General features: G+C 63.0%; 17 protein-coding genes. 8 read left to right on the top strand and 9 right to left on the bottom strand.

The genetic code is table 11. The features are described from left to right. From CE_RS04870 to CE_RS04850, 5 genes are all read right to left on the bottom strand, one after another. Positions 1 to 1,341: a S1C family serine protease gene (locus CE_RS04870; RefSeq protein WP_035109951.1), complete on the bottom strand. Its 1,341-nt coding sequence runs from the start codon at positions 1,339 to 1,341 to the stop codon at positions 1 to 3. 80 nt (positions 1,342 to 1,421) lie between these two features. Continuing rightward, a complete protein-coding gene (locus CE_RS04865; RefSeq protein ID WP_006770086.1) occupies positions 1,422 to 2,843 on the bottom strand; it encodes a HAMP domain-containing sensor histidine kinase in 1,422 nt (473 codons plus the stop codon). Positions 2,844 to 2,884: 41 nt separating this feature from the next. Continuing rightward, positions 2,885 to 3,586, bottom strand: a complete 702-nt coding sequence (locus CE_RS04860) for a response regulator transcription factor (protein WP_006770087.1) — start codon at positions 3,584 to 3,586, stop codon at positions 2,885 to 2,887. A gap of 236 nt (positions 3,587 to 3,822) precedes the next feature. Beyond that, a complete protein-coding gene (rpmF, locus tag CE_RS04855; protein ID WP_011075210.1) occupies positions 3,823 to 3,996 on the bottom strand; it encodes a 50S ribosomal protein L32 in 174 nt (57 codons plus the stop codon). An 11-nt stretch (positions 3,997 to 4,007) separates the two neighbouring features. Next, positions 4,008 to 4,274 carry a type B 50S ribosomal protein L31 gene (locus CE_RS04850; protein ID WP_006770089.1) on the bottom strand — a complete coding sequence of 89 codons (267 nt, stop codon included), beginning with the start codon at positions 4,272 to 4,274 and terminating at the stop codon, positions 4,008 to 4,010. Between the two features lie 316 nt (positions 4,275 to 4,590). On the opposite strand from CE_RS04850, the gene CE_RS04845 reads away from it, so the two are divergent. The 8 genes from CE_RS04845 (at position 4,591) to CE_RS04810 (ending at position 9,745) form a co-directional block, all read left to right on the top strand. Beyond that, entirely contained in the window at positions 4,591 to 4,992 is a 402-nt protein-coding gene (locus CE_RS04845; RefSeq protein WP_006770090.1) for an ArsR/SmtB family transcription factor, read from the top strand. Between the two features lie 167 nt (positions 4,993 to 5,159). Beyond that, a complete protein-coding gene (locus CE_RS04840) occupies positions 5,160 to 6,761 on the top strand; it encodes a SulP family inorganic anion transporter (RefSeq protein WP_173362595.1) in 1,602 nt (533 codons plus the stop codon). 241 nt (positions 6,762 to 7,002) lie between these two features. Then, positions 7,003 to 7,239: a 50S ribosomal protein L28 gene (gene rpmB, locus CE_RS04835; RefSeq protein WP_011075209.1), complete on the top strand. Its 237-nt coding sequence runs from the start codon at positions 7,003 to 7,005 to the stop codon at positions 7,237 to 7,239. Between the two features lie 2 nt (positions 7,240 to 7,241). Next, positions 7,242 to 7,406, top strand: a complete 165-nt coding sequence (gene rpmG, locus CE_RS04830) for a 50S ribosomal protein L33 (protein WP_006770093.1) — start codon at positions 7,242 to 7,244, stop codon at positions 7,404 to 7,406. A 3-nt stretch (positions 7,407 to 7,409) separates the two neighbouring features. Beyond that, the gene (rpsN, locus tag CE_RS04825) at positions 7,410 to 7,715 is read left to right on the top strand and encodes a 30S ribosomal protein S14 (protein WP_006770094.1); all 306 of its coding nucleotides are present in this window, start codon (positions 7,410 to 7,412) and stop codon (positions 7,713 to 7,715) included. An 11-nt stretch (positions 7,716 to 7,726) separates the two neighbouring features. Continuing rightward, positions 7,727 to 7,978, top strand: coding sequence for a 30S ribosomal protein S18 (gene rpsR, locus CE_RS04820; RefSeq protein ID WP_003858407.1), 252 nt, complete (start codon positions 7,727 to 7,729; stop codon positions 7,976 to 7,978). 139 nt (positions 7,979 to 8,117) lie between these two features. Then, positions 8,118 to 8,975 carry a putative nucleotidyltransferase substrate binding domain-containing protein gene (locus CE_RS04815; RefSeq protein ID WP_035109898.1) on the top strand — a complete coding sequence of 286 codons (858 nt, stop codon included), beginning with the start codon at positions 8,118 to 8,120 and terminating at the stop codon, positions 8,973 to 8,975. Between the two features lie 98 nt (positions 8,976 to 9,073). Beyond that, positions 9,074 to 9,745 carry a TetR/AcrR family transcriptional regulator gene (locus CE_RS04810; RefSeq protein ID WP_006770096.1) on the top strand — a complete coding sequence of 224 codons (672 nt, stop codon included), beginning with the start codon at positions 9,074 to 9,076 and terminating at the stop codon, positions 9,743 to 9,745. Here the strand turns inward: CE_RS04810 and CE_RS04805 are convergent. From CE_RS04805 to CE_RS04790, 4 genes are all read right to left on the bottom strand, one after another. Beyond that, positions 9,723 to 10,544 carry an HpcH/HpaI aldolase/citrate lyase family protein gene (locus CE_RS04805; RefSeq protein ID WP_006770097.1) on the bottom strand — a complete coding sequence of 274 codons (822 nt, stop codon included), beginning with the start codon at positions 10,542 to 10,544 and terminating at the stop codon, positions 9,723 to 9,725. The genes CE_RS04810 and CE_RS04805 overlap by 23 nt on opposite strands. A gap of 83 nt (positions 10,545 to 10,627) precedes the next feature. Continuing rightward, on the bottom strand, positions 10,628 to 12,193 hold the full coding sequence (purH, locus tag CE_RS04800; RefSeq protein WP_006770098.1) for a bifunctional phosphoribosylaminoimidazolecarboxamide formyltransferase/IMP cyclohydrolase: 1,566 nt from the start codon (positions 12,191 to 12,193) through the stop codon (positions 10,628 to 10,630). A gap of 6 nt (positions 12,194 to 12,199) precedes the next feature. After that, the gene (gene purN, locus CE_RS04795; RefSeq protein ID WP_173362594.1) at positions 12,200 to 12,832 is read right to left on the bottom strand and encodes a phosphoribosylglycinamide formyltransferase; all 633 of its coding nucleotides are present in this window, start codon (positions 12,830 to 12,832) and stop codon (positions 12,200 to 12,202) included. Next, on the bottom strand, positions 12,807 to 14,459 hold the full coding sequence (locus tag CE_RS04790) for a cell division protein PerM (protein ID WP_193763632.1): 1,653 nt from the start codon (positions 14,457 to 14,459) through the stop codon (positions 12,807 to 12,809). Before CE_RS04790 ends, purN begins: the two co-directional genes overlap by 26 nt. Between the last annotated feature and the right edge of the window lie 470 nt (positions 14,460 to 14,929).

Below are 14,929 nucleotides of genomic sequence, written 5' to 3'. Positions count from 1 at the left end.
CTACTCGCTGGTGAGAGTAACCTCCACCTGCCGGGTCTGCGAGGTGTCTTGTGCTGTGACTGTCAGCGTAACCGTTTCCCCGAAATCTTGTGAGCGAACTGCGGCAATTAATGCATCCGCACTATCGATGACACGATCATTGAGCATGGTCACCACATCACCGGGCTTCAAGCCGGCCGCAGCGCCGGGGCCACCGTCCTGGACGCTGGCGATCAGGGCACCCGACACATTGGCACCGTTGGCCAGCGTGACACCGATCATCGGCTGGGTGGCCACCCCAGTCTCAATGAGCTGCGTGGCGACCCGTTTGGCGAAATTGGCGGGGATGGCAAAACCGAGGCCGATCGACCCACCGGTGTCCGTGCCGGAGGAAATCGAGGCGATCACCGAGTTCATCCCGATGAGATTTCCCTCCATATCCACCAGCGGGCCACCTGAGTTACCCGGGTTGATGGCGGCATCGGTCTGGATGGCATCGATGAGGGAGGATTCCCCACCGTCACCCGACGCCCGCACCGGGCGGTTGAGGGCGGAGACTATGCCGCTGGTCACGGTGGAGCTCAACCCGAGCGGGGACCCCACCGCCAGGACTTCCTGCCCGACCGCCAGGGAATCAGAATCACCGAAGTTGATCATGGGCAGGTCGGTGGCATTCCGGATCTTGATCACGGCGATGTCGGTGGAGACATCCCCGGCGATGAAATCAGCCTCATAGGACGATCCATCGGACATGGTCACCTGCAGCACACCGTTCTGTTCCACACCCGCCACGACATGGTTGTTGGTCATCACGAAACCATCGGAGGAGATGATGGATCCGGATCCCTCAGATGCGGAATTACGGGTGAGGGCCTGGATGGAGACCACTGAGGGCAGGACCTGATCAGCGACCTGTTCAGCGGATCCCGGTTCCGCGCTGACGGAGCGCTGGGCGCTGGGCTGATCCAGTGCGTTGATGACACCGCTGCCCCCGGTGTCATCCCCGAACTGCGTACTGGCCACACCCACGATCGAACCCGTGGCAACAGACCCCACCACCATGAGTGCAAGTGCGGTGCCCAGCCCCACGGTTTTCTTCTGTTTCCTCTCCGGTTGGGTGGTGTCCATCCCGGTGGCATCCGTGTCCCAACTGGTCCACGCCGGGGTTCCCGGATCCCCCGCCTGCCTCTTGTCTGTCCCTGACCCCTCCGGTGCCCCCGGGGCCGGGGATGAGGAGGGCTGCGTCGTCTGCGGCGGCGGGGTTCCCCACGAAGGATACGCACTCCGGACAGGTTCAAATGAGGAGGTTTCATTATCCGGCGTGGAATTCGCCTCATTATTGTGGGGATAGGGATTCGTCATGGTCTCCAGTATGACCTTCCTGGCTGCGGGGCCACTCTCATGATTCTGAATGCTGGCTGTGAGGTTGGTGAATGCCTCCACTATTGCGGATTGGGCTGCCCCGGTGACAAATGGGTGGGGTCCTGAGTCCCGGGAAACACCAGGGTGACCTTGGTTCCCCCGTCATCCGATTCCCCAACCTCGATATGTCCGGCGTGGCGGTCCACCACCTGCCGGACAATGGCCAGCCCCAGTCCGGATCCGGGCAGTGAACGCGACTGTACCGCACGGTAGAATCGTTCGAAGATCATCTCGCGTTCCTCCTCCGGGATACCGGGACCGGAATCCTCCACCACGATCTGGACATGGTGTTTATCAATGGGCTTCATGGACACCCGCACCACAGCATTCTCCGGGGACCACTTGACGGCATTGTCCAGAACGTTGACCAGTGCCCGGGTCAATGAGAACCCATCACCGTTGAGGTACCAGGACACGGTGTGGGTGAGGATCTCCACATCATGACGCCGTCGTTCCACACGTTCCACCGCGGTTTCCAGCACCCGGTTGAGGTGAACCGGTTCCAGGACGTTCGTCTCCTCCTCGCGGGTGAGATCGACGAGGTCCCCGATGAGGGTGGACATCTCCTCCATCTGTGCCAGGACATCGCATTCCAACTCATGGCGGTCCTGTTCGGAGATCGGGGGCGATCCCGGGCGGGATGCCATCATGAGCAGCTCGATATTGGTGCGCATGGAGGTGAGCGGGGTCTTGAGTTCATGCCCGGCATCAGCCACGAGCTGGGACTGCCTCATCCGGGACACCCGGAGAGCCTCGAGCATCTCATTGAAGCTCACCGTCAACCGGGCCAGCTCATCATTACCCACCACCGGGATCGGGCGGAGCTGGTCGGTGCGGGCGACAGTTTCGACGGCACGCTGCAGTTGCGCCAGCGGTTTCAGGCTTGCATCGGAGATGGCAAACCCCAGGAGGATCGAGATCAGCACACCTGCGCAGCTGATGATCAGGAGCAACACCCCCAGGGAGGTGACCAGTCGGCGGATATCATCCATCTGCAGGGTCATGACCACAACGGCACCCGTCTCGTCACTCATGACAACGATGCGTTCCCCACCGGCACCACTGATGATCCTGGAGTCGGGGGTACCTCGGGATGGGGGGAGATCCGCCGGCAGGGCGATGGAATCGCCCACCACGTACTCCCACCCCGGAGGGGAAAGCGCCACACGCAGGTCCCCGTTGTAGGACTTGAGCATCGCTATCTCATCCTCGACGTTCTCATAGAACCCCGGTTCCTGGGCCCGCTCGAGAAGCGTGGATGCTTTTTCCTCCAGGCCCTCATCAACGGATGAGGTGAGGGATGAGGATACAGTCCAGTAGGAGGCCACTGAGATGACCCCCACCGTGATGGCGACGAGGACCGCCCTCATGAAGGCGAGGCGCCAACGCAGGGACGCGGCATAACCCCATCCCTCCGGCTGTTCCTCACCCGGATCAATCATCACCTCAACAGGCTGGTGCGATGATCCGATACGCCTCAAGGTCACGGAGCGGTCTCCCTGAGGACATAGCCGACTCCACGGACGGTGTAGATGACCCTGCTCTCCCCCTCCTGCTCAGTCTTGCGGCGCAGGTAACCGATATACACCTCGAGGGCATTGCCCGAGGTGGGAAAGTCATAGCCCCAGACCTCCTCCAGGATGGTGTTACGGGGCAGCACCTTCCGGGGGTTTTTCATCAGGAGTTCCAGGAGGGCGAACTCGGTGCGGGTCAGACTGATGGGACGGACCGCCCTGGATACATCGCGGGTCTCCGGGTTCAGGGTGAGATCCCCGAAGGTGAGTTCAGTCTGTCGGTTGCTGGCCGCATTGTTATTGGATTCCACCGCGGAGCGACGCACGAGTGACCGGACCCGGGCGAGCAGCTCCTCCAGCGCGAAAGGCTTGGTCAGGTAGTCATCAGCTCCCGCGTCCAGACCACCGACGCGGTCGGAGACATTGTCCCGGGCAGTGAGGATGAGAATGGAGCGGTCATCGCCCTGGCTGCGGAGGGTGCGGCACACCTCGAGGCCATCCATCCGCGGCATCATGACATCAAGAATCACGATTTCAGGATGTTCCCTCTCAATAACTTCCAGTGCCTGCACGCCATCTTCGGCAGTCACCACGTTGTATCCATTGAAGGTCAGGGAACGTCTCAGAGACTCGCGTACCGCCGGCTCATCATCTACTACCAGAACTTTCATTTACACACTTCCCTTTTTTTAAACAGAGAGAGGCACCTGCGACCTCTGAGAATGCTGCGAAATCCCATTAAGCTGGCGTGTAACCCCTTGAGGGGGAGCCGTGGATTCGCTCAATAATAGCACTAGACATAACAAAGAGACCGGATATGGTCAGCCAAACGGCTGCCATATCCGGTCTCCTGCATGGTGGTGAATGCCTCAGGGGCATCCACCGGGGTCGCAATTAGACCCTTGGACTAGAACTGCTCCACGTCAACGAGGCCGAGCTGCGCGGCCTTGACCAGACGACGTGGGATACGCACGGTCTGACCATCGATCTTCACATCCTGGAGGGCGACGTTGTCAGCCTTCCACTGGGAACGGCGCATACGGGTGTTGGCGCGAGACATACGGCGCTTTGGAACTGCCATGGTTTATTCTCCTATGCCTTCTTCTTACGGCGAGCCATGCCGCCGAAGCGACGCTCGAACTTCTCGACTCGGCCGGCGGTGTCCATGACACGCTGTGCGCCGGTCCAGAACGGGTGGGATTCGCTGGTGACGTCAACAACGATCAGCGGGTACTCATTACCGTCTTCCCAGGCGATGGTGCGATCGCTGGTAGCGGTGGAGCGGGTCAGGAACTGGAAACCAGTACCTGCGTCCTGGAAGACCACCGGGTGGTAGTCGGGGTGGATTTCGTTCTTCATTTACTCTCGATTCCCTCAGGATTGAAACTACGGGTCGGTTCCACACATCATGGATCGTGCCCGAGTTGGGTTCGGTGAAGTATGCACTGCCCAAGTGGCAATGAACCTGTAATACCTTACACGGGGTGCGGGCTAACCAGAAATCCCCTTAGCACGCCCCCCCGGCACGTCAATGCGTGACCCATGCGTTCCACCCCGCCCACCCCACCCGGAGCCGATAGCATCCCCTGTCACCACTCCGCGTCGTTTCCCTGCACAACAGCCCCACCTATCGATATGATGGATTCATCATATTCCCACGTCAAAGAGGTGCACTTTGTTCAGTTCCCAGCAACTCCCGCTGTATGAACGCAAGGCCAACCTGTTCAAGGGGCTGGCCCATCCCTACCGGATCAGAATCCTGGAGATCCTCTCCACCGAATCCCAGGTCCCCGTCTCCGCCATGATCCAGGAGACAGGCCTGGAGTCATCCCATCTGTCCCAGCATCTCGCGGTGCTCCGTAAATATGGGCTGGTCACCTCCGAACGCAATGCCAATGCGGTCTCCTACAGCCTCACCCACCCCCAGGTGGCTGACCTGTTGCGGACAGCACGGGCACTGCTCAACCAGATGCTCGCCCACTCCTCGGACCAGTTGACCTCCATTTCCACCCTGCCGGACATCGAGGCACACCCGGAGCAGAACGGTACGCAGGTCTCGGGGGTGACCACCGCGTGACCATCCCCCACCCCGCCTCCCCGGGCCCCACTCCCGCAGATCCCGCCTCCCCGGATGCCTCCGACACCACAGTCCACACCCCCGACCCCCGACGGAATCGTCGGAACCGCCGGGCCCAGACCGGGCAGTGGCGATCCCTCCTCCCCTCCACCGATGATTACGCCCTCCTGCGCTCCACCTGGCGCGGTGACATCACCGCCGGCATCACCGTTGGTATCGTCGCGCTCCCACTGGCCCTGGCCTTCGGCGTCAGTTCCGGGGTGGGTGCGGAGGCGGGGCTGATCACCGCCATCGTCGCCGGCCTCATCGCCGCCATCTTCGGTGGTTCCAATGTGCAGGTCTCCGGACCGACCGGGGCGATGGTGGTGGTCCTTGCCCCCATCGTGATGGCCCACGGTGTTGCAGCTGTGGCCCTGGTCAGTCTCATGGCCGGGGTGATCGTCCTGCTGGCGGGTGTGTTCAAACTGGGGCGCACCGTCAGTTTCATTCCCTGGCCAGTCATCGAGGGGTTCACCCTCGGCATCGGCGTCATCATCTTCATGCAGCAGGTCCCGGCCGCGGTCGGGTATGCGGGTTCCCTGCCGCCCAACACGGTCGCAGCCGCCTGGCATGCCCTCACCCATGCCACATGGCCGGAGGGTTTCCTACCTCTTGCGGTGGTGGCCGCAGTGATCATCGTCATGCTCCTGCTCGGCCGGTTCGCCCCGAAGGCCCCCGCGAGCTTCCTCGCGATCATCGTGGTGACCGTGGCCGTGCTGGTGCTCAGGCTCCCGGTGGCCGACATTGGTGAGATCCCCCGCTCCCTGCCTGCACCCACCCTCCCGGAGATCAACCCCGAACTGGTGGGTGCGCTGGTGGGGCCCGCCTTCGCCGTGGCAGCTCTGGCCGCGATCGAATCGCTCCTCTCCGCCAGGGTGGCGGCGTCGATGGCGGACACCGGCCCCTATCACGCCGACCGTGAGCTGGTTGGCCAGGGACTGGCCTCCATCGGGGCGGGTTTCTTCGGGGGCATGCCCGCCACCGGCGCGATCGCCCGCACCTCGGTCAACGTCCGCTCGGGTGGACGTACCCGGGTATCAGCCATCGTCCACGCGCTGGTCCTGCTCGCGGTGGTCTATCTGGCCGCGGGGGTGGTGTCGGTCATCCCCCTGGCTGCCCTGTCGGGTGTCCTCATGGTCACCGCCGGGCGCATGGTCAACCTCGAGGTGGCGTCCCGGGTGCTGCGTTCCACCCGCTCCGATGGTGTCGTCTTCGTCATCACAGCCATCATCACCATCACGGTGGATCTGGTGGTGGCGGTGGGCATCGGTATCGCGGCGGCTGCGTTCTTCATCCTGCGTCGGATGAGCCTGGATACCGGCCTGTTCCGCGAGACGCTCCCCGGCAGGGCGATGCCGGGTGATGAACGCATCGCCCTGTTCAGGATCGAGGGGTCCCTATTCTTCGGTGCGGCGGAACGTATCCTGGACCAGATCCTGGAGCATAAGGCCACCAATGACATCGATGTGGTGATCCTCCGCCTGTCCCAGATCCAGATGATCGACGCCACCGGTGCCAACCAGTTGACCGAACTGGTGACCTCCCTCGAACGGCGTGGGGTCACGGTGATCATCAAGGGTGTGCGCAAGGAGCATATCCATGTGTTGGGTGTGCTGGGGGCCATCCGTTCCCTGCGGGACCCCAACCATCTCGTCGATGATCTGGACACGGCTGTCACCCACGCCCGCAGCCACGTCACGGGGGTGTCCGGGGAGTCCGTGTCACGGTAGGGTGGCGCGATAACCGGGCCTGTGCTTATCGACGCCTACCTGTCACCGCCGCGGATGTCTGTCACATGAACAGCACGCGACGAGGGGATTAGGAGTTTTGGGGCTGCGTCTGTAAGCTTGTCCCTTGCTGTTGTCGTAAATATTCGTTATCGCCCTCTCAGCTGGCATGCTCGCGCCCCGGACCCCGTCCGGTGCGGCGCGTCTTCTAACTGATTGTGGGCGGCTAGGAGAAAGCTAAGTTATGTCGGCACATTGCCAAGTAACGGGACGCCAGCCGAGTTTCGGCAAGTCTGTCTCGCACTCGCACCGACGCACTTCCCGCCGTTGGAACCCCAACGTGCAGCGTCGCAAGTTTTTCGTCCCCTCCATGGGACGCACCATCACCCTGACCGTATCCACCAAGGGCCTGAAGGTCATTGACCGCGATGGCATCGAAGCCGTCGTGGCTCAGATCCGCGCACGTGGGGAGAAGATCTAAAGATGGCACGTAATGATATCCGCCCCATCATCAAGCTGAAGTCTACGGCTGGCACCGGTTACACCTATGTCACCCGCAAGAACAAGCGCAACAACCCGGACCGTATCACCCTCAAGAAGTTCGATCCGGTTATCCGCAAGCACGTCGAATTCCGCGAGGAGCGATAATTCATGGCAAAGAAGTCTAAGATCGCCAAGAATGAGCAGCGCAAGGCTATCGTCGCCCGCTACGCGGAGCGTCGCGCAGAGCTCAAGGCCATCATCCGTAACCCGAACACCTCTGATGAGGATCGTCTGGATGCACAGTTCGAACTGAACCGTCAGCCACGCGACGCCGCTCAGGTCCGCGTTCGTAACCGCGACGCCCACGACGGTCGTCCCCGCGGTTACCTCCGCAAGTTCGGTCTGTCCCGTGTCCGTATGCGCGAGATGGCTCACCGCGGTGAGCTGCCGGGCGTTCGTAAGTCCAGCTGGTAGGAGCACACACAATGAAGCAGCGCAACAACGCTAAGCGTGTCCGCCTGGAGCAGACCCGCCGCCCCAAGAAGAACCCGCTGAAGGCAGCGGGCATCGAGAAGGTTGACTACAAGGACATCAACACCCTTCGTCAGTTCATCTCGGACCGCCACAAGATCCGTTCCCGTCGTGTCACCGGCCTGACCCCGCAGCAGCAGCGCGAGGTCGCCACCGCCGTGAAGAATGCACGCGAGATGGCTCTCCTGCCGTTCACCAGCCGCTAAGACTGGGAATAACGAACACAGCGACATTTAAAGAACCACCTGTTCCCTGGATTTCCCGGGAGCAGGTGGTTCTTTCTGTTGTGTCAGGGTGTATTTTAAGTAGCGATACACCACCACCGCGATATCTAAGGATCCCACCGTGCTGCACCGCTCCCTGCTCGAACTCGCCGAAAGCGCACCGCTGTGCACGAATCCAGCCACCGTCCGTGGTGTGCTGGCGGATTCCCTCGAGTTGCTCGGTAACGCGCTGCAGCACGGTGAGGATCCCTCGGTGCTGGCGGGCTGGTTCTCCCGGGTGATCACCGATGCCCTCCACTCCCCCGGCATCGATGATGAGATCGTTCTCACCGGCCCGGTGGGACGGGGAGACGCACTGCCCACGTCGCCCGTGAGGTGGCTGGCGGTCGTCGGCAAGCACGCCGAGGACCCCAACCCGGCGTTGGCGCGGATGCTGACGGATCTCGGTTTCGTCGCGGAACCCGTCGGGGCGGCCACCCGCGGCCAGTGGGAGGAGCGTGCGCGGTCGGGTGAGGACGCCAAGGTATACCTGGATGCGGGCACGTGGGTGGCTTCCCTGGTGCAGGTGGATGCGCGCCCCCTGCTTGACGACGCCCTCGCCTCCCGTCCCCCGGCCATCGAGCTGGCCGACGGTCTCCCGTCCCGCGAGATGAGCGTGAATGTCCGCGCGGATCTGATGATCCCCACGGTCAACCTCGCCCGCTGGGCCGCGTATCAGGCGGGGTCGACCGCACCAACCACCGCGCAGCGGCTCATCGATGCCCGCACCGCCGATGTGCTCACCGCCGATGAGACCGATGCACTGACCCAGGTGTGGAAATCCTCCCTGGAGTTGCAGTCCAGGCGGTGGATGGACCATATTCATGATCAGGATGCCACGGCCTGGGACATGCCGGCCCTGCAGCGTTCCACCTACGGGGCCGCAGCACGTCTTTTGTCTCAGGTGATGAGTTCCGTGGAGGCGCGGCACGCCGGTTAGCCATCCCCAGTGGGACGGCCGGTCGGTGAGGCACTAGAATCTTTTCAAATATCAATCACCAGCAGTGTTCACGCAACTGAAGGAAGTGCAACAAGGTTATGGCAGGTGCAGTCGGACGCCCCCGGAGGTCAGCTCCGCGTCGGGCGGGCAAGAATCCCCGCGAGGAGATTCTCGATGCCTCAGCTGAGCTGTTCACCCGCCAGGGTTTCGCCACCACCTCCACGCACCAGATCGCCGATGCCGTGGGTATCCGGCAGGCCTCCCTGTACTACCACTTCCCGTCCAAGACGGAGATCTTCCTCACCCTGCTGAAATCCACCGTCGAGCCATCCATGGTGTTGGCCGGCGACCTGGCCAATCTCGAGGCCTCCCCGGAGCTGCGCCTGTGGGCACTGGTGGCGGCCGAGGTGCGTCTACTGCTGTCGACGAAGTGGAATGTCGGTCGTCTCTATCAACTGCCGATCGTGGCCTCCGAGGAGTTCGAGGAGTACCACACGCAGCGTGCCACCCTGACGGATACCTTCCGCAGCCTGGCCACGGAGATCGTCGGTGAGGATGACCCCCGTGCGGAACTCCCGTTCCACATCACGATGTCCGCCATCGAGATGCGCCGCAATGACGGCAAGGTTCCCAGCCCCCTGTCGGAGGACAGCCTCCCGGACACCGCCGTCATGCTTGCCGACGCCGCCCTCGCCGTCCTGGGGGCCGACCTGCCCGGGGACCGGGTGGAGCGCACCCTGGAACTGCTCAGGCAGGCTGACGCGAAATAATCATCCGGGCCTGGGCGATGAGGGGTTCATCGATCATCTGACCGTCCAGCTTGAAGGCACCCGGGAAGTTCTCCGCCTCCGCCACCACCCTCCTGGCCCAGTCCAACTGCTCCGCCTCCGGGCGATAGGCGCGACGCACCGTGTCGACCTGTTTCGGGTGGATGCACGCAGAGGCCGCGAACCCGGACCTCGCCGCATCGGCAGCCTCATGGAAATGTCCCGCCACATCGGTGAAATCCGCGTGCACCGCATCGATGGTGAACTTCCCGTTCGCCCTGGCGTGGATGTGCATGAGCGCGCGGGTCAGTCGCATGGTGTCGCGGTAGGAACCGGTGCCGGGCTCATCTGCGAGGAACCGGGAATGGGTGCCCCCGAGCAGGTGGGTGAGATCCTCCGCACCCCAGAACATCCCCACCACATCCTCATGGGCGGCGATCTGTGCGACGTTGAGCACCGCCTGGGGTGTTTCAATCATTGCGATGACCTTCAGACCCGCCAGCGCCTCCGGGATACCGGTGGTGACCTTGGGCACCATCACCAGGGTGTAGTCGGTGCTGCGGACGAAGTCGACATCATCGGCGAAATGGGGATCATCCGGGCCGACCACCCGGACGATGGTGTGCTTCGGATCCAGGCCGGATTCAGCGATGTTGGCGTAGGCGGTGGCACGGTCCACGTCCCCTGCCCCGTCCTCCAGATCGAGGATGACCATGTCGGCGCGCGCGGCGGCCTTGGGTATGATCTCCCTGCGGTTGGCGGGGGCGAAGAGAATGGCGGGACCGGTGATCAAATCAGACATACCTACAGTTGTACGCGTGGAATAAGAAAAAGGCAGTCCTTTCACGGACTGCCTCTCCCCCACCATCTCCCTGACTAGTAGGACTAGTGGGAGAAGTGACGTGCACCGGTGAGGTACATGGTCACACCGGCCTTGTTGGCGGCCTCGATGACCTCATCATCGCGGATGGATCCACCCGGCTGGACCACCGCGGTGATACCGGCCTGCGCGAGCACCTCGAAACCATCGGCGAACGGGAAGAACGCATCGGAGGCGGCCACGGAGCCGGTGGCACGCTCCTCGCCGGCACGGTCGACGGCCAGACGTGCGGAGTCAACACGATTGACCTGTCCCATGCCCACACCGACGGTGGCGCCGTCCTTGGCCAGGAGGATGGCGTTGGACTTCACGGAACGCACCGCGGTCCAGGCGAACTCCAGGTCCTTGAGCACCTCCGCGGACACAGCCTCACCCGCCGCCAGGGTCCAGTTCGCGGGGTTGTCGCCCTCGGCGTGGATGAGATCGCGTTCCTGCACCAGCAGGCCACCGGAGATCTCGCGGGTCTCGAAACCCTCACGGACCGGGGCCTCGGCCTGGAGGATACGGATGTTCTTCTTCTGGCTGAGCACTTCAACCGCACCCTCCTCATAGGACGGGGCGATGATGACCTCGGTGAAGATCTCAGCGACCTGCTCGGCCATCTCCACGGACACCTCACGGTTGGAGGCGATCACGCCACCGAAGGCGGAGACGGAGTCGCAGGCGTGGGCCTGACGGTGGGCGGCGGCGATGGACTCATCGGACACGGCGATGCCACACGGGTTGGCATGCTTGATGATGGCCACACATGGACGCTCATGGTCCCAGGCTGCACGCCAGGCGGCATCCGAGTCGGTGTAGTTGTTGTAGGACATCTCCTTGCCGTGGAGCTGGGTGGCCTGCGCGAGTCCGCTGGCACCGTGGCTGACATAGAGGGCGGCGGACTGGTGGGGGTTCTCACCGTAACGGAGGGAACGGGCCAGGGTGCTGGTGGAACCGATCCAGCCCGGGAACTCCAGCTCGGTGTCCGCAGCGGAGAGCTGCTCGCTGATCCAGGTTGCCACGGTGACATCGTAGGTGGCGGTGTGGCGGAAAGCCTCGGCGGCGAGCTTGGTGCGTTCCGCCCGGGAGAATCCACCGGTGTTGAGGACGGAGACAACATCCTCGTACTGTCCCGGGGAGGTGACCACAGCCACCGACGGGTGGTTCTTGGCCGCCGCGCGGACCATGGAGGGGCCTCCGATGTCGATCTGCTCGACGCAGTCATCGAAATCGGCGCCCGATGCGACGGTCTCGGCGAAGGGGTACAGGTTGACCACGACGAGCTGGAACGGGGTGACCCCGAGTTCATCCAGCTGGCGGAGGTGATCATCCTTGCGGGTGTCGGCCAGGATGCCGGCATGCACCTTCGGGTGGAGGGTCTTGACACGCCCCTCCAGACATTCGGGGAATCCGGTGAGCTCCTCAACCGGGGTTACGGGAATACCGAGATCGGCAATCTTCGCCGCGGTGGATCCGGTGGACACGATCTCCACACCTGCGCGGTGCAGTGCCTGTGCCAGATCCTCCAGGCCTGTCTTGTCATACACGCTGATGAGTGCGCGCTTAATTGCCTTACGATCTTCGCTCATGAAGGATTAGCCTCTCCAGTTGAGTTGTACGCCACCCTGGGTGCGGGAAACCTCCGCACGGTTCAGGACTTCTACAATGAGTTTACGCTCTACCTGCTTGATTCTTTCATGCAGGCTGTTTTCATCATCGCCGACCTCCACCGGAACGGGGCGCTGGTCGATGATCGGCCCGGTATCAACCCCCGCATCCACGAGGTGGACGGTGGATCCGGTGATCTTCACCCCGTAGGCGAGCGCATCCCGGACCGCGTGGGCCCCCGGGAAGGAAGGCAGCAGCGCCGGGTGGGTGTTGATGATCCGGGAGGGGAACCGGGACAGGAAACCCTCCCCGAGAATCTTCATGAACCCCGCGGAGACCACCAGGTCCGGTTTGTACGCCGCCACCGCATCCGCGAGTTCAGCATTCCAGGCCGCGCGGTCTGCACCGAGCTTCACCACCCGGGCGGGTATCCCCGCATCGGTGGCCCGTTGGATCGCCGGGCAGTCGACATCGGAGACAACACCGGCGATCCGGTAGTTCCCCTGGGCCTCGATGAGCGCCTGCAGGAGGGTGCCCGTTCCGGAAGCCAGAACAACAATGGTGGTCGATGAGTCAGAGTTCACAGGCACAATGTTAATGCCCGTGGGGTCGGGAACCATCATCGGTTCCCGGACGGCCGTCCTCCGGATCAGGAAGGTCGCCTGTTTCCGGCATTGCTGCGTCCTGTGGGTCGTTATCCTCACTGTCCTCACGGTCCTCGCTAGCCTCACCGTCCTCCCCGTCAGCAGCTGCCCCGGATTCTTCAGAGGTTACGGGCGCATCGGTGGCCTCAGTTGACGCAACGACCTCGGTGGATTCTCCATCCTCCGGGCCAGCGTCTGCCTCCCCGGCAGCTTCCACGGACTCCCCATCCGCCCGCTGTTCATCGCCCTCCTCTATATAGGTCTCTGTATCGGCATCATTCTCGACGATCTGCCCGCTGTCCCCATCCGTCTCAACCGGAGATGCATCGGGGTCATCCGTATCCCCGTCGGGGGCAGGGGGTTCGTCGTCAAGCCCGGTTGCGGCAACGGGGACGGCGGCAGGGGGTGCCGCCGCGGGCCGCCGGATGCCGGCACGGATCCTGTCGATGCCGGTGATGAGCAGGACAGCCACCGCCGGGTAGAGGAACATCAGACCCGCAGCCGGCAGCAGCGCGAGGCCAACCCGGCCGTAGACACCCAGGTGTCCACCGGCCAGAACTGCGGCGATCAGGAAGAACACAGCGGTGATAACCGCCGACACAAGTGTGACCGGCAAGCGCAGGGGGGTGCGCAGGCAGACCCACACCGCCACGGTGGCAGGGATCAGGAGAAGAACCACAGCCCACTCCGGTGCCACGGAAGGCACGGACGCCAACGCCGGCAGTGGTGGCAGGGGCACCAGCGTAACACTGAAGAGACTGACCAGACCGTCACCGAAGTGCAGTGGCGCACCGGCGAGGACACCCATGGCATAGATGACGATATTGGGCAGGTAGAGCAGGCTGAGAACCAGCAGGGCCGGCACCGCGCCACCACCCTCATAGCCGGTGAGGGTCTGGAGGAAGACCCGGTGATTGACCACGATCATCACGATCACCACCACCAGGGCCACAACCGCATAGGCGCTGAGGAAGCGGAGTGCCTGGATGGCCGCGTCCACCACCCAGGGTGGACCGCCGTAGCGCCGGATCAACGCCCGCCACAACCTGGGGCCCATACCCAACACCAGCGCGATGAGGTGGACAAGCAGCACCCTGCCGATCATCACCGGTGCGGGCGGGGCATCCACCTCCAGCACCGCGGAGGCATCCCGGAGCATGAGGCTGGCGACACCGGCGAGCGCCAGCGGTACCAGCAGCACCAGGGTGGTCAACACGGCGAGATCCGCGATGCTGGCCTTCTTCTTCACCGAGTTGTACACCCGGCGGGCCACAGCCCAGACCAGCACCATGCCGGGGACCAGTGGGAGGACACCGACCACCTCCCCGCTGCCGGCAACCGGGCTCATGTTGAGTGCGAGCCACAGCTGGGCGATCGTTGCAGGCAACGCCACCATGCTCGAGGCCGAGAACAGCAACACTGCAACGGCTGACACGATGACGAGGAGGACGGCGATGCCATGGGGGATCAGAACGGACGGCAGGAGGCGACGCACACGCGACGTCGTCCCGGTGGTGGCCGGTGCCGGAGGGGGGTTCTGGGGCTTCGGCCGTCGACGACGGACCGAGGCTGGCCGTTTCTGCGGACTGTTGTTCTTGCTCATCGTGATCAACTGTGCCACGCCGGTGGCGAAAAATGTCGGTGGCACGACGGGAACCGGCGGTGAACAACCATCCCCGAGCCAGTCCCGAGCCCTCCGGGAAACCCCCCCGGGAACCTCCCTGCGACACCATCACCGACCACCCACCGGGGTCGACACCTGTCCAATGACACATCGCTGTTACATTACGACAACCCGGGGTAAATGAGACAGGGGGAAATCATCCCCCACAGATCCCGAAATTGAGCTTCATTATTACTAAATGCGACAAAGATTACACTTTACGCAAAAATTGCATAAAGGAAGACTATCCCTTCAACACTGCAGGTGAGAGCTGGATTACCCTCCGGACCACGGAGCAACTCGTCACATGCGGGCGACGAAATTGTCATCGACGCGCCGTTTTCACTTGATCCCCCGGGGGTCAGGCGCTAGTGTTACTTCCGGCAGATAACAAGATGGTCACAATCCAG

The organism is Corynebacterium efficiens YS-314, from assembly GCF_000011305.1.
Lineage (GTDB): Bacteria > Actinomycetota > Actinomycetes > Mycobacteriales > Mycobacteriaceae > Corynebacterium > Corynebacterium efficiens.
The sequence above is the reverse complement of the archived record's forward strand: the minus strand, read 5'-3'. Positions and strand labels throughout refer to the sequence as shown.